This is a genomic window from Neoaquamicrobium sediminum, assembly GCF_040970315.1.
GTDB classification, from domain to species: domain Bacteria; phylum Pseudomonadota; class Alphaproteobacteria; order Rhizobiales; family Rhizobiaceae; genus Aerobium; species Aerobium sediminum.
Genome location: NZ_JAZHFV010000005.1, coordinates 268485 through 285831, shown reverse-complemented (window position 1 = coordinate 285831; position 17347 = coordinate 268485). Strand labels below are relative to the sequence as shown.

Sequence of the window (17347 nt, the reverse complement as noted above, 5' to 3'; positions counted from 1 at the left end):
GTTCATGCGAGCGGGACCATGTGGGCAGCGTGTGACACGCCCGTAACAAACCAAGGCTAGACCTTGCGAAATCGAAGGTTTCACCTTGAGGACAGCGATGTCGCTTACACTTGCGCGCATCAGAGCGATCAACGCCGTTGCGCAGAACGGCTCCTATGCCGCTGCGGCACGCCAGCTTGGCGTCTCCCAGCCAACGGTTTCGCAGCATATCCGCGAAGCGGAAGCACTCTATTCGGTCAGGCTCTTCATGCGCCGCGGCGGCGCGCTGCATCCCACGCCGCTCTGCACGCAGCTCTGCGACATTGCCGAACGCATGGCGGAAAGCGAACGGGAGGCCGAACGCATCATGACCCGTCATGCCACGCTGAAGGACGGCCGCATCACCATCGGCCTCGGCAATTCCATGCCCGGCATGGCCGTTATCGCGCTGTTTCGGCAACGCCATCCCGGTGTCGACATCGCGGTCGAGACCGGCTCGCACGAACGCATCATCAAGGCGGTGCTGTCTCGCAGCGTCGACGTCGGCGTGCTGCCGGACATCCCGCGCGATGGACGGTTTCGCGCACAGGCCCTTGTCAGCCAGGAGGTCGTCGCGATGCTTCACGCCAGCCATCCGCTCGCGTCGCGCAAGCAATTGACCTGCGCCGAGCTGATGCGCCAGCCGCTGATCTTCCGCGCTCGCGGTTCTTCAACCCAACGCGTGGTCGATCGCGCGTTCGCGCACGCAGGTCTCATGCCGAAACCGCTTCTGGTGCTGGATGCCCGCGATGCGGCCTACGAGGCGGTCGCCAACAATATCGGCATCGGCTTCATATGGCGCCACGGAACCGGCCGGCACGATGCCGTCAAGCGCGTGCCGGTCGCCGAGATGAACACGCGCTATAATGAAGTTGCCTTTGCGCTGGCCGGGGAAACATCCGTCGTGACGGACGCATTCCTGGCGGTCGGCGCAGACTACGGCAGGATGCAGGAAGGGATGGCATAGCGGCCGGGTGGCCGCTCTCGCGACAGACTGAGACGCCCCACGTTTGCTCCCCGCTTCGGTTGACCCAAAACATATGGTCATACATACTATTGATCATTTGATTGGGAAAGCGGAGGAGCGTCGCCCCATGATGAAGTTTCTGGACGGCGTAAAGGTTGTCGAGATCGGCCACATTCTCATGGCCCCCTACGCCACCCAGTTCCTGGGTGATTTCGGCGCCGACGTCGTCAAGGTCGAGTCGCTTGAAGGCGATTATTACCGGAATCTCGGCCTCGGCCGGAAGCGGGGCATGACCGCGCAATGGATGTCGGTCAACCGCAACAAGCGCAGCATTTCGCTGGACCTCAAGGACCCCGAGGCGCGCGAGACCCTCAATGCCCTTCTGAAGGACGCCGACATCGTCGTCCACAACATGCGGGTCAAGGCGATCGAGCGGCTTGGGCTCGGTTACCAAGCCGTCAAGGCGATCAACCCGAAGGTCGTCTACTGTGCGGCGATCGGTTTCGGACAGGACGGGCCTTATGCCGATTTTCCTGCTTTCGACGACATTATCCAGGCCTATTCCGGCCTTGCCGCGGTCAACGGCGTCGGCTCCGGCAAGCCCACCTTCCTGCCGATCGCGATTGCCGACAAGGTCGTTGCGCTAATGCTCGGACAGGCCATGCTGGCCGGGCTCCACCGCCAGCGCGCCACCGGCAAGGGCTGCTATATAGAGACGCCTATGTTCGAGGCTGCCGTCACCGTGGTGCTGAACCAGCATCTCAACGGCCACACCTTCGTCCCGCCCGAAGCCGGTCTCGGCTACAAGCGCGTCATGAGCCCCTATCGTCAGCCGGCACCGACGCAGGACGGCTACATCGTCCATGGCGTCTACAAATACGAGCACTGGCAGCGCTTCCTCGCGGAAACCGGAAGGCAGGACGTGCTCGACGGCCCGTTGATGGCCGACCAGCATGCGATGGCCAACAACATTGCAGGCCTGTACGAAATCGCTTCGAACGAAATCCTGCCGACCCGCACGACTGCCGAATGGCGCGAGTTCTTCGACCGGCTCGACATTCCTTGCGCACCGGTTTTGCAGATGGAGGATCTGGAGCAAGACCCGCACCTCAGGGCCGTGAAGCTTTTCGAGGAATACGACCACCCGTCGCAGGGGCGCTTGCGCCGGACCCGCGCGCCCTTCTCGGTTCGTGACGTCGATGTCGGCTCGGACCGCCATCCGCCGGAGATCGGGGAGCATACGCTGGAGGTCCTCCGCGAAGTCGGGCTGTCTGACGAGCAGATCGCAACGCTACAGGCGCGCGGCGTTGTCCGTACCTTCTCGGATGAAGAAAAGCCAGCAGCCCGAAAGGCCGGATGGTGATGGCAACCGCACCGGACAGCCAGATATCGGTCGAACGCGACGGCCACGTCGGCGTCGTGACCTTCTCACGTCCGCCCCAGAACTATTTCGACGGCGCATCGGTCGAAGGGCTGCTTTCCGCCTTTCGCGAACTCGAGGCCGACCGGCAATGCCGGGCCATCGTGCTTCGGGCCGAAGGCAAGACCTTCTGCGCCGGCGCGCAGTTCGGTAGTGACGGTAACGGTGTCGATGCCGACGTGGCGATGCGCATCTACCGCAGCGCCATCGCGCTTTTCGAAGTGTCGAAGCCGGTCATTGCCGCCGTGCAGGGCCCGGCGATCGGCGGCGGTCTCGGCGTCGCGCTTGTGGCGGATTTCCGGGTTGCCAGCGACACGGCATGGTTCTCCGCGAATTTCGCACGGCTGGGCGTTCATTCCGGCTTCGGCATCAGCGCGACGTTGCCGCGGGTCGTCGGCCTTCAGGCCGCATCGTTGATGCTGCAGACCGGCCGCCGGCTCTCCGCCGAGGAAGCGAACCGCATCGGTCTTGTCGAAAAGGTGGTTCCGCAGGCCGCGCTCGACGACGAGGCAATAGCGCTTGCCGGCGAGATCGCGTCAGGTGCGCCGATAGCCGTGCAATCCATGCGGCAGACATTGCTTGGGGATCGTGCGACTCTCGTGCGTCAGGCGATCGAGCGCGAGATTGCCGAACAGCGCATTCACTTCCAGACTGACGATTTCCGTGAAGGCATCAAGGCCGCGCACGAGCGCCGGCCGCCGGTCTTCACGGGTCGTTGAAACGGAGGGGCAGGCGATGACCAGAGGCAGTGCTTTCAGCCAGGACGACGGCATCCCGCTTTACATCAAGCTCGCCAGCCTGTTTCGCGACATGATCGGACAGGGCGAGTGGGCCGTCGGCGCGCAGATCCCGCCGCTTCCCGCGCTGCAGGACGCCTACGGCGTGGCGCGAGCGACCATCCGGCAGGCGATCGGCATCCTGCAGGACGAGGGTTACCTGTCGAGCCAGCGCGGGCGAGGCACCTATGTTCTCAAGGCGCCACCCGTGCGTAGCGCCAATCCGCAGGCCCCCGGGCACGACCAGCTCAATCTCGATCCGCGGTTCTCCATCAGGATCATCGGCCACGCGGAATGTACCCGCAACCACGGCCCGGCGCGCTTCATTCCCGAGGCCGAAGGCCCACTGGTAAACGCCCGCAAGCTGCATCTCTTCGAGGAGATGCCGTATTCGATCGTCGATTTCATCATGCCGCGCCGCTACTTCGAGATGATCCCCGAAGGGCTCGATCGCACGCGCCTCTATGCGCAGCTCGTCCGCGACCACACAGGTCTCAGCCATCTGGTGGGCGACCAGGTGATGACCGTCAACCTCGCCGGCCACGAGGTGGCGAAGCTTCTGGAGATACCGCTCGCGACGCCGACCGTGCAGCTCGACTCGACGCTGACAGAGACGGGAGCGGCCACCCCGGTGATGGCGCACCGCAGCGTGATCCGCAGCGATCTCTTCCTGCTACGCCGACGCATCGCCAACGTCTTCGAGCGCGCGGCGGACGACTGGCGTCCGACTGTGCGCCCCGACAACTGAAGGAACCACGGAGACAGGCAATGGACTTCGCCCTAAGCGAGGAGCAGCGCGCGATACAGGAAGCGGTGCGACGCATCTGCGAGCCGTACGACGACGGCTACTGGCTCGACCGTGACCGCGACGGCCGGTTCCCGCACGAGTTCGCAGCGGCGGTCGCCCGCAACGGCTGGTTCGGCATCACGACTCCGGAGGCTTATGGCGGGGCGGGCCTCGGCATCACGGAGGCCGCGATCGTGATGAAGGAAATCGGCCGGCTGGGGCTGGCCGCGACCTCATCGGTCCACATCAACATTTTCGGGCTCCAGCCGGTGGTCGGCTTCGGCACGGAGGAGCAGAAGCAGCGCATGCTGCCGCCGCTGATCGCCGGCGAGGAGCGTGCCTGTTTCGGCGTGACGGAGCCTGACGCGGGGCTCGACACCACGCATATCACCACCTTCGCCAGACGGGCCGACAATGGCTATGTCGTCAACGGGCGCAAGGTCTGGACTTCCACCGCGCAGCACGCCGACCGTATCCTTCTGGTGACACGCACGACGGCGCTCGCGGACTGCGCCAGGCCGACGGACGGCATGACCGTCTTCTACACGCGCTTCGACCGCGACCGGATCGAGGTGCGCGAGATCGAGAAGATGGCCCGCAAGGCGGTCGATTCCAACGCCATCTTCATCGACGGCCTCGAAGTTCCCGAGGAAGACCGTATCGGCAAGGACGGCGATGGCTTTCGCGTGCTGCTGCATGGTCTCAACGCCGAGCGCATCGTCGCCGCCGCAAGCGCGATCGGCGCAGGACAGGCCGTGCTGGAAAAGGCCGCGGCCTATGCCGGAGAGCGCAACGTGTTCGGCCGGCCGATCGGCATGAACCAGGCCATCCAGCATCCGCTTGCCGACATATGGATGCGGCTACAGGCGGCGGAACTCATGCTGTTCAAGGCGGCACACCTCTACGACAGCGGCCAACCCTGCGGGCTGGAAGCCAACAGCGCCAAATATCTCGCCAGCCAGGCGTCGTTCGACGCAGCGTTCCGCGCGGTGCGAACCCATGGCGGCTTCGGCTTCGCCAGGGAATACCACGTCGAGCGTTATTTCCGTGAAAGCATCCTAAACTTCATCGCACCCGTGAGCGAGGAACTCATCCTCTGCCACGTTGCGGAGAAGGCTCTCGGCCTGCCGAAATCCTACTGACCCACGTCGCGGGTGCCGAACACCCTGGCGTTGTCCTCGCCGAGCGAGGGCGCGTCCTTCCTGTAGGCAGGCCTTTCGCCATCGAATGAGATCGGCATGCCGACGAGGCTGAGATCGATGCCGGGCGACTTCTGAAGGATGCCGAGCGCGTCCGTCTGCGGATGCGCCAGCACTTCGTCGACGGTGTGGATCGGCGCGCAGGGTACGCCGGCCGTCTCGAGCTTCTCAGCAAGGTCTTCCTTCGTCGTGCCCGCCGCAATCTCGGCCACCATCGGCAGCAGAATCGCGCGGTTGCGGCTGCGATCCTCATTGGTCACGAAGCGCGGATCCGTACCCCACTCCGGATGACCGAGAACCTGCGCCAGCCGCGCGAAAAGCCGGTCGTTGCCGGCTGCGATCACCAGCAGCCCGGTCAATGTTTCGAACGCCTGGTAAGGCACCAGCAGAGGATGTCCCGTCCCGTGACGCACGGGCAGTCCGCCGCCCGTCATGTATGTGACCATGTGGAACCCGCACCACAGCAACGCGGTCTCGAACAGCGACGTGTTGACGACGCAGCCCTTGCCGGTCGTCCCCCTGCGGAACAGCGCCGCCAGCGCACCAATCGCCGCCCACATGCCGGTACCGAGATCGACCACTGACGCACCGATCCGCGCAGCCGGCCCGTCCGGGTGGCCGTTGGCGCTGATGAGCCCGGAAAACGCCTGCATCAGCGGTTCGTAGCCGGGGCGGTTCTTCATGGGGCCGAGATGACCGAAGGCACCCATGTCGCAATAGATCAGGCGCGGGTGCCGTGCCGTCGTTTCCTCCGGCCCCAGACCCATCTTCTCCATCACGCCCGGCCGCAGATTGTGGACCAGTATGTCGCTGTCGGCCAGCAGGCCGTCGAGTTTCCGCCTGTCTTCGGCTTGCGAGAGATCGAGCACCACGGACAGCTTGTTGCGGTTCATCGCGTGAAACGCGGCCGACGCATCGGCTGAGACGGGCGGCCCCCAGCGGCGCGCGTCGTCGCCACCATCCGGCTTCTCGACCTTGACCACGGTAGCCCCGAGATCGGCAAGTATTTCGCCGGCAAAAGGACCGGCGAGATTCTGGCCAAGCTCGATGACCTTCACACCTTCCAGCATTAGCGCCATCATCACATTCTCCCCGGGAGCCAGAGCGAAATCGCGGGGAACGCGATCAGCAGGGCAAGCACGATCAGCTCGACCAGCACGAACGGCCACACACCACGAAAGACCTTGCCGACGGTAACCTTTGTCGTGCTCGCGACGACGAAGACATTGATGCCCATCGGGGGCGTGATGAGCCCGATCTCGGCCGCCTTCACGAAGAGAATACCAAGCCAGACGGGCTCATAACCAAGACCGGCGAGCAACGGGAACGTCAGCGGCAGGGTCAGGACGAGGATCGCCAACTGATCCAGAAAGAAACCGAGGACCAACAGCATGAGCAGAACGCACAGCAGCACCACGAAGGGAGGCACGTCGGCGGCCTGGATCGCCATCAGCAGGTTCTGCGTCACGCCGGTCAGCGTCAGGAAAATGCCGAACACCGCCGAGCATGCGATGATGGCAAGGATCATCGCGGAGTTGCGCGTGGCCGCCGACAGGGCATGCAGGAAATCGCTCCATCCCATGCGGCGCATGACGATGGCGATGACCAGCGCCGCGAGCGCGCCCACCGCTCCGACTTCCGTCGGCGTGATGGCGCCGGAATAGATCGCCGCGATCATCGACCCCATCAACAGCAGGATCGGCCAGACGGTCTTGAGCCCAAAGATCCTCTCGCGCATCGAAACCGGCTCGGCCGCAGTCGGAGCCGCATCTGGATTGCGTCTGACGATGAACGCGATCGTCAGCGCGTAGCTGGCGGCGGTCAGCGCCCCCGGCAACAGGCCGGCCATCAGCAACGCACCCACGGACGTTTCCGTGAAGACGCCGAAGAGGACAAGGCCGATGGAGGGCGGGATCATGATGGCGAGCGTGCCGATCACGGCCAGCGCGCCGGTCGAAAAGCTGTCGTTGTAACCGTAGCGACGCATCTCTGGATGGGCGGCTGCGGCAAGGGTGCCGGCGGCAGCCGTGCTCGATCCCGAGACGGCCGAAAGCATGACACCTCCCGCAACCGCGGCATAGGCGATACCGCCGCGCATATGACCGAGCCATTTGTGCGAGGCCGCGAACAGGTCGCGCGTGAAACGGCCAGCCGTCAGGAACTCCGCCATCAATACGAACATCGGCAGCGTCGACAGCGTGTAGCTTGTCACGTGCTCGTAGGGTGCGGTCTTGATAACGCCGATCAGCGGATAGATGCCACCTGTCAGGTAAAGCCCCAGCGCACCGGTGGTCAGCATTGTGAAGGCGACCGGCATGCCCGCGAGCAACAGCACGAAAAGAAGCAGGGTCATTCCGACGGCAACGGAAACCATCACTCGTCTCCCTCAAGGTCGGAGCGCGGGAAGACGATCTCGACGGCGAGCCGCAACGCAAGCAATCCGCAACCGAGAGGAACCCATACATAGCTCCAGTAGAGCGGGAACTGGATGACGCCGAAGCTGGTGTCCCGGTCTATGAATTTCGACACGGCCTCGATGCCAGAATGCCAGGCAAGAAAGCCGAAGATGCCGGCGGCGATCAGCGCGTTCACACGTTCGACCGGGTTGCCCGGAATGCGAGCCAGCCAGGGCTTCAGCACGTCGAGCCGGATGTGGCCGCCACTCGCATATGTCGCCGGCAAGCCCAGAAATGTGAGGATGACCATCAGGTACAGCGTCGTGAACTCGAAGCTGCCCTGCAGAGGACGATTGAAGAGATAGCGTCCGAGCGCATCGACGCTGATCGACAACATCATGACGAAGATCGCCAACTGCGCGATCGCCATGAAAATCCGATCGAAGAAAGACAGCGCGCGCTCCAGCGGTCTGGGCATGGCATGCTCCGGAGGTAGGGCGCTCCCGGAGTACTCGTCCGGGAGCGTCGATCTCGATTATTCCTGGAGGTATGAGCGATAGGCGTCGAGGGTCGCCTGGCCGGGCAGTCCGCGCCCTTCCATCTGCTTCACCCATTCGGCCTCGACCGATTGCAGCTTCTCGGTAAACTGGGCCTGCGTTTCGGGCGACAGCTCGATCAGTTTGATGCCGAGCTCTTCCAGCTTATCGTATGCGGACCCGGTCTGCTCCTTGAACCCGGCGGCCATCGTTTCGCCGATCTCGGTGGCAACCTCGGAAACCACCTTCCGGGCGTCTTCCGGAAGGCCCTGCCATACGTCCTCGTTCACCAGGGCCGCGAAGGCCACGGTGCCGAGGCTCGCATTGGTCGTGATGGAGGAAAGCACCTCCTCGATCTTATAGGCAAAGAGGCTCGGCGGATTGTAGTTCGCGCCATCGACGGTGCCACGCTCCAGGGCGAGGTAGAGGTCGGAGGCTGGCACACGCACCGGCACGGCTCCGAGCGAACTGGCGATGAGTTCGCCGGTCGCGCCGGCGGCACGCATCTTCACACCCTCAAGCTCGCTGACATCGTTGAGCTCGGTCTTCTTAGCGAACATCGCCTGGTAGGGCGGCGTCACCATGGTGAAGAGCGGACGCACGCCGTTACGCAGATATTCGCTTTCCAGGAGTTCGTTCTGGGCCAGCTTGGTGAAAGCGATGGAACCGGCAACGGAATCGGTGAAGAGCCCTGGCAGTTCGACGGCGCTGGTCAGCGGCATGCGATCACTGACATAGACGACGCCGACCATGGCGATGTCGGTGACACGGTTGCGCACCGCGTCCAGCAACCCGGCGGCTTTTGCAAGCTGCTCGGCCGGATAGAGCTGAACCTCAATGCGGCCCGCGCTGCGCTCCTCGACCATCTGCTTGAACGGCTGCGCCGAAAGCTTCGAGCCGGCATGAGTCAGCGGAAACTGATCCGCATATTTCAGGACGATCTTTTCCTGCGCGTAGAGCGCGGTCGATGCAAGCGAGGCGGCCAGCGCGATGCCGGCCACTTTAAGGGCATTGGTGATCTTCATGCTTTCCTCCATCAGAATTTTTCTGGTTCTTGGTGCTGGCAACGTTCACGCCGAATCGGCCTGCCAGCGGAAGCGCGGCGGCTTTCCGTCGAGGAAGCGCTGAGTCGCTTCCTTGTGATAAGCCGTCTCAAGACAGGCTGCCTGGGCGAGGCTCTCTGCTTCCACCGTCTGCCGCAGGTCGAGCCCGTAGCTCTGGTTGAGAAGGTTCTTCGACAGGGCGAATGCCGTTGAGGACGCCTCGACGAAACTCTTCGCCATAGTCGTTGCGGTCTCCATCAGCCGGTCTTCTGCGACGACTCGCGAAACGATGCCCAGCGCCAACGCCTCCTCCGCATCGACTTCCCGTGCGCTGAGGATGAGTTCCCTTGCCCGTCCCATCCCGACCCGTCGCGGTAGCGAGTGGTGGAGCGCAAAATCCGGCACCAACCCGATGCGCGCGAACGATGCGCAGAACCGCGCCCGCGGCGTCGCCACGACGAAATCAGCCGCGGCAGCCAGGCCAAAGCCCGCGCCGTAGGCAGGACCGTCGACAGCCGCGATCAACGGCTTTTCAAGAGAAAGGAGCGCGAGCACGGTTTCACCGGTCTGGCGCATGCGCTCGTGCGCATCCTCGATGCCGGGCTTCCTGTCGCGCATCGACGTGATGTCGCCGCCCGCGCAGAAGCTGCCTCCGGATCCGGTTAAGACACAGGCGCGGATGGCAGCGTCGCGAACCAGTCGATCGACGGCTTCGCGCAGCTCGGCGCGCATGGTCATGTCGATGGCGTTGCGGCGCTCGGGTCGCTTCAGCGTCAGCGTTGCCACGCCACCGTCGACATCAAGCGCAATCGTTTCGAAACCTGCCACGCTGGATCGCTCCTCCCGATTGATCGCGCGCTAAAGTACGTAATAGTGTACTATAGAACTATCTGGGTGCAAGCGGTCATTCGAGTGCATCGCTCCAGCCCGCGAGAACGCCACCCTTTTCCAGCCATGCCGACGGCACCTCGACGGGCAGGTCGAGGAACATCTGCGCGTAGGTCTTGGCCTGCGGGTCATAGCGCAGCGAGGCGGTGCCGCCGCCGCCCAGCACGTTCTCCAGCAGGAAATTGAGCGCGTGGAACCCGGGCATCACGTAGCGGTGCACCGGACCTTCCAGATAATGCGCGAAGAACTGCGCCATGCGCTCCTCGGTGACCTGCTCCGCGATCACCGAAAAGAACTGCGGACGGCGCGCGATCACTCCGATATTGGCGTGGTTGCCCTTGTCGCCGCTGCGACCCCAGGCCAAGGCGCGCAGAGGAACCGTTGCGGTCGGCCCGCTTGCGGCTTCCGACTGGGGAGCGGGATGTGCAGCGGGCGCATCGGCGCTCTGGCCTGGCATTGCAGGCAGCTGCGTCGCTTCTTCGCCCCGGTGGATCGTCACCGGCACCTTGTCTTTCGGCCAGAGGAAGGAATGGACACGCAGGACCGGCGTCGGCTTCGGGCGACCATGAAGCACCCCGGTCAGCCCCTGCGCCATGGCGACGCCCGGATGGGCGAACTCACGCGCGAAGATCTCCAGCGCCTTCATGTCTTCGTGCTTGAGGCCGATCTTGACGATCACTTCGCGCGCCTCGGAAGCGCGCGCATTCGCGCCGTAAGTGTCTTCCGCGCCGATCACCTCAATGGAGACCTCCCGGTAGGGAGCGAACCCCTTGGCTGCCATCAGCCGTCCGGTCCGCTCCACAAGGGCTTCCGCTGTCCGGCGACCTTTCCTGCCGGCCTGCCAGCCGGCGACCATGTAGGTCGTGACGACACGGAAACCGTCGACATAAGTGCCGCAGACCTTGTAGTCCGGCCCTGGCGCCCTGCCCTTCGCGTTCGACACGCGCACGCGATCTTCTGCCACCTGTTCGAGCGTCACCTCGGAGAAGTCGCAGACGACGTCGGGCAGATGATAGGATTGCGGGTCGCCGATCTCGTAGACGATCTGCTCCGCCACGGTGCCGGTCGTCACCTTGCCCCCGGTACCCGCGGCCTTGGTCACGACGAAGCTGCCGTCCTTCGCACATTCGACGATGGGAAAGCCCATGTCGCTCCAGCCGTCGGCGACGTCCTGCCAATCGGTGAACAGCCCGCCGGTTGCCTGCGCGCCGCACTCGATGACGTGGCCGGCAAGGCTGCCGGCCGAGAGGTAGTCGTAATCATCGGCCTGCCAGCCGAACTCGTGGATCAGCGGCCCCAGCACCATCGCCGAATCCACCACGCGGCCGGTGATGACCACGTCGGCGCCTTTTGCCAGCGCTTCCGCAATCGCACCGGCGCCGAGATAGGCGTTCATCGAAGCGAATGCCTTCGGCAGCGGCGCGCCGGAAAACATCTCCGACGGCTGCGCATCCTGGATGTCCTGTGCGAAGGGCGTCAGGTCGTCCCCGGTGACGACCGCAACGTCGAATTCGAGCCCCGCTTCAGCGGCTGCCGCCAGAAAGGCATCGCGGCAGGCAAGCGGGTTCATGCCGCCGCTGTTTGTTATCAGCTTGATGCCCTGACGCTTGATCTCCGGCAGGAGCGGTTTCACAGACGCGAGCCAGTCGGGAATGTAGCCGCCATCGGGTGCCTTGCCCTTGGCACGGGCGAGCAGCGCCATGGTGACCTCGGCGAGGTAGTCGCCGACCAGATAGTCGACATTGCCCTTCTCCACGAGCTGCCTTGCGCCGAGGATGGTGTCGCCCCACGCGGCCGCCGCCCCGCCGATACGTACGATCTTTTCTTCAGTCATTTTGTCTCGCTCCCGCGGTTCAGACGGCCCAGCGCGGCTTGCGCTTTTCGAGGAAAGACGCGACACCCTCGCGGCCCTCCTCACCCAACAGGCACGAAGCGAAGCCCTCCGCCGCGCGGTCCAGCATCTCGTCGCGCGTCAGGTGCGGCGCCGCCAGAACGAGTTGCTTGGTTGCTGCATTCGCCCCCGGCGCGCACAGGCGCACGCTCTTGCGCAGCCCCGCCTCGAGCGCGGCGAAATCTTCTCCGGTCGACACCACAGCATCGGCGATGCCCAGAGCAAGCGCCTCGTTGCCGTCGAAGCGCGCTGCCGTCAGCATGATCCGTCGTGCCTTGGCGAGCCCGATCCGCTGGACGATGAGCGGCGCGATCTGCGCCGGCGGGATGCCTAGCATCGTTTCGGTCAGCGCGAATTTCGCGTCGGCGGTGACGGCAACGAAATCGCCAGCGCAGACCAGCCCGAGCCCGCCAGCCATCGCCGCCCCCTCGACGAGCATCACCGTCACCTGCGGCAGTTCGTTGATCGCATGGAAAAGTTCGCCGGCACGGCGGCTGAACGCTGCGACGTCGGCCTGGCTCTGCCCGCCTTCGGTGATGGCACGAAAGCCTTTCAGGTCGCCGCCGGCGCAAAACGTGCCGCCCTTGCCGCGAAAGGTCACGCCACGAATATCGCGGTTATCGGCGAGCGAGCGGGCCACCGCATGCAGCTCTTCGGCCATCTCGTTGGACAGCGCATTGCGCGCTTCCGGCCGGTTCAGCCATACGGTCAGCCAGCCGTCTTCCTGTTCCAGCAGAAGGGTTTCGGTTTGCGGTAGCGCGGACATCGGTTTCCTCCCGAGGATATGCAGGTTGCCATTACGATACAGAACGAACGTTCTGTTTGTCTAGATGGCAGCGTTGCGTTTATAGATTTGCCGATGACCACGCCTGACGCCGCCTCCGACAGACCGGAACCACCCATCGCCTCGCGCAAGGAACAGCAGGCGATCGTTGCCCGCGATCGTATCGTGCGCGCCGTCATCGACTGCCTCGACGAGCATGGCTACGCGGAAACCAGCATCAACCGCATTCAGGAGCGCGCCGGAATTTCGCGGGGCGCGTTGACTCATCACTTCCCAAGCAAGGAAGAGTTGATGGTCGTCACCGCCGAGCGGCTGTTGCAGCCGACGCTAGTGCCGCCACGCAAAGGCCCGCGACAGTTCGACAGCGCAGAGCAGCGGATTTCGGCCGTCGAGGCGGACATCGTCTGGATGTGGGAAAGGCTCGTCGACACGCGCGAAGGCCGCGCCCTGCTTGAAATCCTCGTCGCAACCCGCACGGACGTCGCACTCAAGGGCCGCATCTCGGAGACGTTCGTCCGCTGGAACCGCGCGATCAACGATTCGCTGGCCGCCAACTACATGCTCCACGGTCTTGCCGAGGAGGAACAGCGCGAGCTCTGGACGATGTGCCGCGTCTTCCTGCGCGGCCTAAACACCCAGAGCCAGTTCGAGCCCGATCACCACGCACGCAGCGCGCTCGTGCGCAGCTTCGCCAGGATGATCGCCATGCGGTTCGTCTGACCGCGCCGACGACAGGTGCTCAATCGGCGGTGAAGCGGTCAAGCGCGTTACGGGTGATCTGCTCGGTGAAGGCGTCGCTGCGGGTCAGCCCCATGATCCATTCGCAGCTACCCGCCGTCAGCACTTCGCCCTTGCCGCGTTTCATGCCCACGACCATGCCCGATCCGTACTGGAACTTGCGCCGCGCGACTGGCGTCTCGTCGGCTGCGAGTTCGGCAAGACCGTTCAGATCGCTGTCCCGGACGTAGTAGCGCACGCCCTCGCCCTCATGCTCGTATTCGAAGAGTACGGCGGGGCTCATGGCGAGGATATCGATCTCATCCGGCACACCGGGCGCTTCGACCGGATAGGGAAGACCCTGCTTGAAGGTATAGTCGAGCCCGTCGACCTCATAACCGAATATGCCGGCCTCGGCGCCGAAGACATCGGCATAGCGCAGGTCTGTGCCGGCGAACGCCCAGTGCTCCGGTCGGTAGACGGTAAACCCGCGCGACCCGCGCGGCGCGAAACCGCCCCAGCTTCCATACATGCCATGGCAGCCATTGACGCCCACCGTGGACGCGCCCGGCCAGTTGACGCCACCGCTTTCCCACGAGGCTGTCAGCAGATGCTTGCGCTCAGGATCGTCACGCACCGGATCCATGGCAGGCGCCTTGAACTTCCAGCAATGCTGCTGGCGCCCGTCGTCCTCCAGCCTGATCTGCCACAGGAAATTGCCGCCGAAGCGCGAAAAGCCGCCGCCGCGCTCGACGAAATCCTCCACTGCCTTGCGCATGTCCCAAGACCAGTACTCGTCATGGCCGACGGTCACGAGACAGGAATAGTCGTCGAGGATCTCGGGACGGTAATGCAGGTCGGTCTGGGTTATGATGTCGAAATCGTAGCCTTCGCGCTCGGCCCAAACGGCAAAATGCCGGTCGAACTGCGCCCACCCCGCAGCCGCGTAATATTGCCCCCAGCCGCCGGAATAGCCCCATTCCTTGGATGGAAAACGCGGCGCGTCGTTCATGTCGGGAAGCGGCGCGACGGTGATGCGGGCCGCTCCCTTAGGCAGCCATATCATGCCTCGGGTCCACGGCCTCTGGAGCGAGAGGATCGGCGACCCCTCGTTCTTGTTCGGCCCCCATGTGCCGAAATAATGGTTGGCGCCGCCCCAGTCGTTGTAGGCCGTCCACGTGCCCGTCGCGAGCATGAACAGGATTTTCCCCTTGCGGGTTTGTGCCGTTGGTCGCACCACGACGAAATGATGCTGGACGAAGCGCTCGCCGTCCTTGCGCATGCAGGTGGAGACCACGCGGTAGAAGCCCGAACGCTGGTCGCGGGGTATCTCCCAGCGGTGAAGCACCGGCCAGTCGCAGCCGTCCATATAGGCGGTCTCGGAGGTCTTGGTAAAACTGCCGGGCAGTCCGAAGGCCTCGTGCACCATCTCCGGCCGGAAGCCGTCGCGATAGATCTGGATCGACCATTCGTCCGCCGTCGTGGACCCGTGAAACTCGACCGTTTCGCCGGGGTCGTACGACATCCGGCCAGTGTAGACGAACACCTCTGCCAGGTCCGGATCCTCGCGCGGAAACTGGAAACGGTAGTCGGACAGGAAATGCTCGTCCGCGTAGCCCTTGCGTACAGCCCATGGCCGCACGGCATGCGGTCCGATTTCGGGAAATTTGAACGGCTGTCTGCTCATGATTGGTCGATGGCTCCTAGTTCAGCGCAAGGGTGGGTGGACTTGGTCGTGAGGCGGCTTCCTGAGAGAAGGGCCCGCCCTCCATCTCGGAGAGCCGGCGCAGCAGGTTGCGCCCACCCTCGATGAGATCGAGCCGGACGGCCATGCGCAGCGCGTAGGCCTCGCGCTTCTTCAGCGCCTGCAGGATCGCGACATGCTGATGAACATCCGGGTAGAAAGGCCGCGCATCGGGATAGAGTTCGGAGAGCATCGGCCCGACACGCATCCACAGACGCTCGAGCATCTGCAACAGCGTCGGCATGCGCGCATGTTCGAACATCGTGAAATGGAATGCACGGTTCGCTTCGAGCGCGGTACGCCAGTCGCGGCGCGCCTCGGCCTCGACAAGCATGTCGTGCAGTCCCTCGAGCCGCGCGAGGTCGGCAGGGCGCATGTGTGACATCGCCCGCTCCGCCGCCATCGGCTCCAGCTCGAGCCGTATGTCGCGAATGTCGACATAGTCTGCGAGCGAAAGCCGCTGGACCCGGATGTAGAAGCGCGGCTTGATCTCGACGGCGCCGTCGCGCGCCAGTTGCACGAGCGCCTCGCGCACCGGGGTTTCCGACGTGCCCATGCTGCGGGCCAGATCGCGAACCTTCAGGCGCTGATGCGGCAGGAGTTCCGCTCGCATGAGCGAGAGACGAAGCCGGCTATAGACCTCCTCGGCAAGCAAGGCCGCACCCTCCTTGGAAAATCGGCTCGCGACTAGCTTCAACCGACCTGCCATGAACGCAGCGGGTCAGTTTATCGGATATATCAGGCACCGCAAAATCCCGCATGTCAAGCGGCAGCCAGCACTCATAATGATATGTAATTCGATAAACTTCGCGTTGGACGCCCCCAGCTTCGCGCGAAGCGCCTTCAACCAAGAAACCCGGAAAGGCCTGAATCTGGCCAATTTTGTTTGATTTCGCCTGACGTTCGGATCAGCATCGCGTATTTTTCGATTCCGCAGTTTAATAACACCTATCTGCCACCTTGCCTGTCGATAATAGGAAGATAATCAAATTACTTGAGCTTTCTGATATATCGTGTACCGTCTGCATATGGAGCGGCCAACCGCTCCCATTGACACGCACGATGATACGGAGCTTGCCGATGGCCCAGGAAGCCTTGCCGCAGACGAATGGCGCCTCCATCGATATTCGCGCCCTCGAGAAGCGGTTCGGCAACGTGCGCGCGGTGGATGACGTCTCGCTGACGATTGAAGCGGGGGAGTTCGTTGCGCTGCTCGGGCCCAGCGGCTCCGGCAAATCGACCGTCCTGATGAGCATCGCCGGCTTCGAAAGGCCGACAGCCGGGAAGATCATCATCGACGGCGTCGATTGCACCACCCTTCCGCCCAACAAGCGGAATATCGGCATGGTATTCCAGCACTACACGCTCTTTCCGCATCTCAGCGTTGCCGACAATGTCGCCTTTCCGCTGAAGATGCGGGGCATTTCCCGGTCGGAGCGGCGGCGCCAGGCCGAGGCAGCGCTCGAGACGGTGCGCCTCGCAGGCTATGGCGATCGCATGCCCAAGGAGCTTTCGGGCGGCCAGCAGCAGCGTGTCGCGCTCGCCCGAGCGATCGTCTATCGCCCGCGGGTGCTGTTGATGGACGAGCCTCTGTCCGCGCTCGACAAGAACCTGCGTGAAGAAATGCAGCTCGAGATCAAGCGGCTGCATTCCGAACTGGGTCTGACCGTGGTGTTCGTCACCCACGATCAGGGCGAGGCGCTGACCATGGCCGACAGGATCGCCATCCTCAAGGCCGGCAAGCTGCAACAGGTTTCGCCCGCGCGTGAACTCTACGAGCGGCCCTCAAACCTGTTTGCCGCCGGCTTCATCGGTGAGATGAACATGTTGCCTGTCGAATGGGACGGCAAACGCGCGCGGCTCGTGCAGGGCGAGGAAATCGTCTTGCCCGATCAGGCGGCCATCGATCCGGTCGCCCCCGGCCGCGCGGTTCTCGCGGTGAGGCCGGAGCGTCTGTCCTACGCCCTCGCCGGCACCGCAGGCACCTGGGCGGCAACGGTCCGCGATGTTGTCTACGCAGGCGCCGGCACGCTGCTGATAACGAGCCTGGCCGACGGCACGGAAGTGCGCCTTCGCATACCGAGCGCCGGTCAGGAACCGGTCAGCCCCGGCGATGCCATCGGCCTGACCTGCCCGCCCGAGGCAATGCTGCTGTATCCGCAGGAGAGTGCCTGATGGCGG

16 protein-coding genes are annotated in these 17347 nt (G+C 63.9%); 7 read left to right on the top strand and 9 right to left on the bottom strand.

The genetic code is table 11. From position 1 onward, the window contains the following. Positions 1 to 97: 97 nt before the first annotated feature. The 5 genes from V1479_RS16580 to V1479_RS16560 all read left to right on the top strand — a co-directional run bounded on the left by V1479_RS16580 (position 98) and on the right by V1479_RS16560 (position 5110). Positions 98 to 985, top strand: a complete 888-nt coding sequence (locus V1479_RS16580) for a LysR family transcriptional regulator (RefSeq protein ID WP_368803899.1) — start codon at positions 98 to 100, stop codon at positions 983 to 985. A 127-nt stretch (positions 986 to 1112) separates the two neighbouring features. Beyond that, positions 1113 to 2348 (top strand): CaiB/BaiF CoA transferase family protein, encoded by a 1236-nt coding sequence (locus V1479_RS16575; RefSeq protein ID WP_368803898.1) that lies wholly within the window; start codon positions 1113 to 1115, stop codon positions 2346 to 2348. Then, entirely contained in the window at positions 2348 to 3124 is a 777-nt protein-coding gene (locus V1479_RS16570; protein ID WP_368803897.1) for an enoyl-CoA hydratase/isomerase family protein, read from the top strand. The genes V1479_RS16575 and V1479_RS16570 overlap by 1 nt, the downstream gene beginning before the upstream one ends. 16 nt (positions 3125 to 3140) lie before the next feature. Next, a complete protein-coding gene (locus tag V1479_RS16565; protein WP_173194780.1) occupies positions 3141 to 3929 on the top strand; it encodes a GntR family transcriptional regulator in 789 nt (262 codons plus the stop codon). 20 nt (positions 3930 to 3949) lie between these two features. Then, the gene (locus tag V1479_RS16560; RefSeq protein WP_368803895.1) at positions 3950 to 5110 is read left to right on the top strand and encodes an acyl-CoA dehydrogenase family protein; all 1161 of its coding nucleotides are present in this window, start codon (positions 3950 to 3952) and stop codon (positions 5108 to 5110) included. Here the strand turns inward: V1479_RS16560 and V1479_RS16555 are convergent. The 7 genes from V1479_RS16555 to V1479_RS16525 form a co-directional block, all read right to left on the bottom strand. Then, positions 5104 to 6249, bottom strand: a complete 1146-nt coding sequence (locus tag V1479_RS16555; protein ID WP_368803894.1) for a CaiB/BaiF CoA transferase family protein — start codon at positions 6247 to 6249, stop codon at positions 5104 to 5106. The genes V1479_RS16560 and V1479_RS16555 overlap by 7 nt on opposite strands. Next, positions 6249 to 7541 carry a TRAP transporter large permease gene (locus V1479_RS16550; protein WP_368803893.1) on the bottom strand — a complete coding sequence of 431 codons (1293 nt, stop codon included), beginning with the start codon at positions 7539 to 7541 and terminating at the stop codon, positions 6249 to 6251. The genes V1479_RS16555 and V1479_RS16550 overlap by 1 nt, the downstream gene beginning before the upstream one ends. Then, the gene (locus tag V1479_RS16545) at positions 7541 to 8041 is read right to left on the bottom strand and encodes a TRAP transporter small permease (protein WP_368803892.1); all 501 of its coding nucleotides are present in this window, start codon (positions 8039 to 8041) and stop codon (positions 7541 to 7543) included. Before V1479_RS16545 ends, V1479_RS16550 begins: the two co-directional genes overlap by 1 nt. A 57-nt stretch (positions 8042 to 8098) precedes the next feature. Next, positions 8099 to 9124, bottom strand: a complete 1026-nt coding sequence (locus V1479_RS16540) for a TRAP transporter substrate-binding protein (protein ID WP_368803890.1) — start codon at positions 9122 to 9124, stop codon at positions 8099 to 8101. Positions 9125 to 9169: 45 nt separating this feature from the next. Further along, positions 9170 to 9970: an enoyl-CoA hydratase/isomerase family protein gene (locus V1479_RS16535; RefSeq protein ID WP_368803889.1), complete on the bottom strand. Its 801-nt coding sequence runs from the start codon at positions 9968 to 9970 to the stop codon at positions 9170 to 9172. A gap of 76 nt (positions 9971 to 10046) precedes the next feature. Beyond that, positions 10047 to 11864, bottom strand: coding sequence for an acyclic terpene utilization AtuA family protein (locus V1479_RS16530; RefSeq protein WP_368803888.1), 1818 nt, complete (start codon positions 11862 to 11864; stop codon positions 10047 to 10049). 19 nt (positions 11865 to 11883) lie between these two features. Further along, entirely contained in the window at positions 11884 to 12687 is an 804-nt protein-coding gene (locus V1479_RS16525; protein WP_368803887.1) for an enoyl-CoA hydratase/isomerase family protein, read from the bottom strand. A 93-nt stretch (positions 12688 to 12780) separates the two neighbouring features. On the opposite strand from V1479_RS16525, the gene V1479_RS16520 reads away from it, so the two are divergent. After that, on the top strand, positions 12781 to 13425 hold the full coding sequence (locus tag V1479_RS16520; RefSeq protein ID WP_368803886.1) for a TetR/AcrR family transcriptional regulator: 645 nt from the start codon (positions 12781 to 12783) through the stop codon (positions 13423 to 13425). 19 nt (positions 13426 to 13444) lie between these two features. Here the strand turns inward: V1479_RS16520 and V1479_RS16515 are convergent, their stop codons facing one another. Both V1479_RS16515 and V1479_RS16510 read right to left on the bottom strand, forming a co-directional pair. Continuing rightward, the gene (locus V1479_RS16515; protein WP_368803884.1) at positions 13445 to 15109 is read right to left on the bottom strand and encodes a N,N-dimethylformamidase beta subunit family domain-containing protein; all 1665 of its coding nucleotides are present in this window, start codon (positions 15107 to 15109) and stop codon (positions 13445 to 13447) included. 16 nt (positions 15110 to 15125) lie between these two features. Further along, positions 15126 to 15821 carry a GntR family transcriptional regulator gene (locus V1479_RS16510; protein WP_368803883.1) on the bottom strand — a complete coding sequence of 232 codons (696 nt, stop codon included), beginning with the start codon at positions 15819 to 15821 and terminating at the stop codon, positions 15126 to 15128. 425 nt (positions 15822 to 16246) lie between these two features. On the opposite strand from V1479_RS16510, the gene V1479_RS16505 reads away from it, so the two are divergent. Continuing rightward, positions 16247 to 17341 (top strand): ABC transporter ATP-binding protein, encoded by a 1095-nt coding sequence (locus V1479_RS16505; RefSeq protein ID WP_368803882.1) that lies wholly within the window; start codon positions 16247 to 16249, stop codon positions 17339 to 17341. Positions 17342 to 17347 lie beyond the last annotated feature (6 nt).

Bases quoted from the DNA above. Each gene is read 5' to 3' on its own strand.
- V1479_RS16580 (WP_368803899.1), top strand. From the start codon at position 98: ATGTCGCTTACACTTGCGCGCATCAGAGCGATCAACGCCGTTGCGCAG.
- V1479_RS16575 (WP_368803898.1), top strand. From the start codon at position 1,113: ATGATGAAGTTTCTGGACGGCGTAAAGGTTGTCGAGATCGGCCACATT.
- V1479_RS16570 (WP_368803897.1), top strand. From the start codon at position 2,348: ATGGCAACCGCACCGGACAGCCAGATATCGGTCGAACGCGACGGCCAC.
- V1479_RS16565 (WP_173194780.1), top strand. From the start codon at position 3,141: ATGACCAGAGGCAGTGCTTTCAGCCAGGACGACGGCATCCCGCTTTAC.
- V1479_RS16560 (WP_368803895.1), top strand. From the start codon at position 3,950: ATGGACTTCGCCCTAAGCGAGGAGCAGCGCGCGATACAGGAAGCGGTG.
- V1479_RS16555 (WP_368803894.1), bottom strand. From the start codon at position 6,249: ATGATGGCGCTAATGCTGGAAGGTGTGAAGGTCATCGAGCTTGGCCAG.
- V1479_RS16550 (WP_368803893.1), bottom strand. From the start codon at position 7,541: ATGGTTTCCGTTGCCGTCGGAATGACCCTGCTTCTTTTCGTGCTGTTG.
- V1479_RS16545 (WP_368803892.1), bottom strand. From the start codon at position 8,041: ATGCCCAGACCGCTGGAGCGCGCGCTGTCTTTCTTCGATCGGATTTTC.
- V1479_RS16540 (WP_368803890.1), bottom strand. From the start codon at position 9,124: ATGAAGATCACCAATGCCCTTAAAGTGGCCGGCATCGCGCTGGCCGCC.
- V1479_RS16530 (WP_368803888.1), bottom strand. From the start codon at position 11,864: ATGACTGAAGAAAAGATCGTACGTATCGGCGGGGCGGCGGCCGCGTGG.
- V1479_RS16525 (WP_368803887.1), bottom strand. From the start codon at position 12,687: ATGTCCGCGCTACCGCAAACCGAAACCCTTCTGCTGGAACAGGAAGAC.
- V1479_RS16520 (WP_368803886.1), top strand. From the start codon at position 12,781: ATGACCACGCCTGACGCCGCCTCCGACAGACCGGAACCACCCATCGCC.
- V1479_RS16515 (WP_368803884.1), bottom strand. From the start codon at position 15,109: ATGAGCAGACAGCCGTTCAAATTTCCCGAAATCGGACCGCATGCCGTG.
- V1479_RS16505 (WP_368803882.1), top strand. From the start codon at position 16,247: ATGGCCCAGGAAGCCTTGCCGCAGACGAATGGCGCCTCCATCGATATT.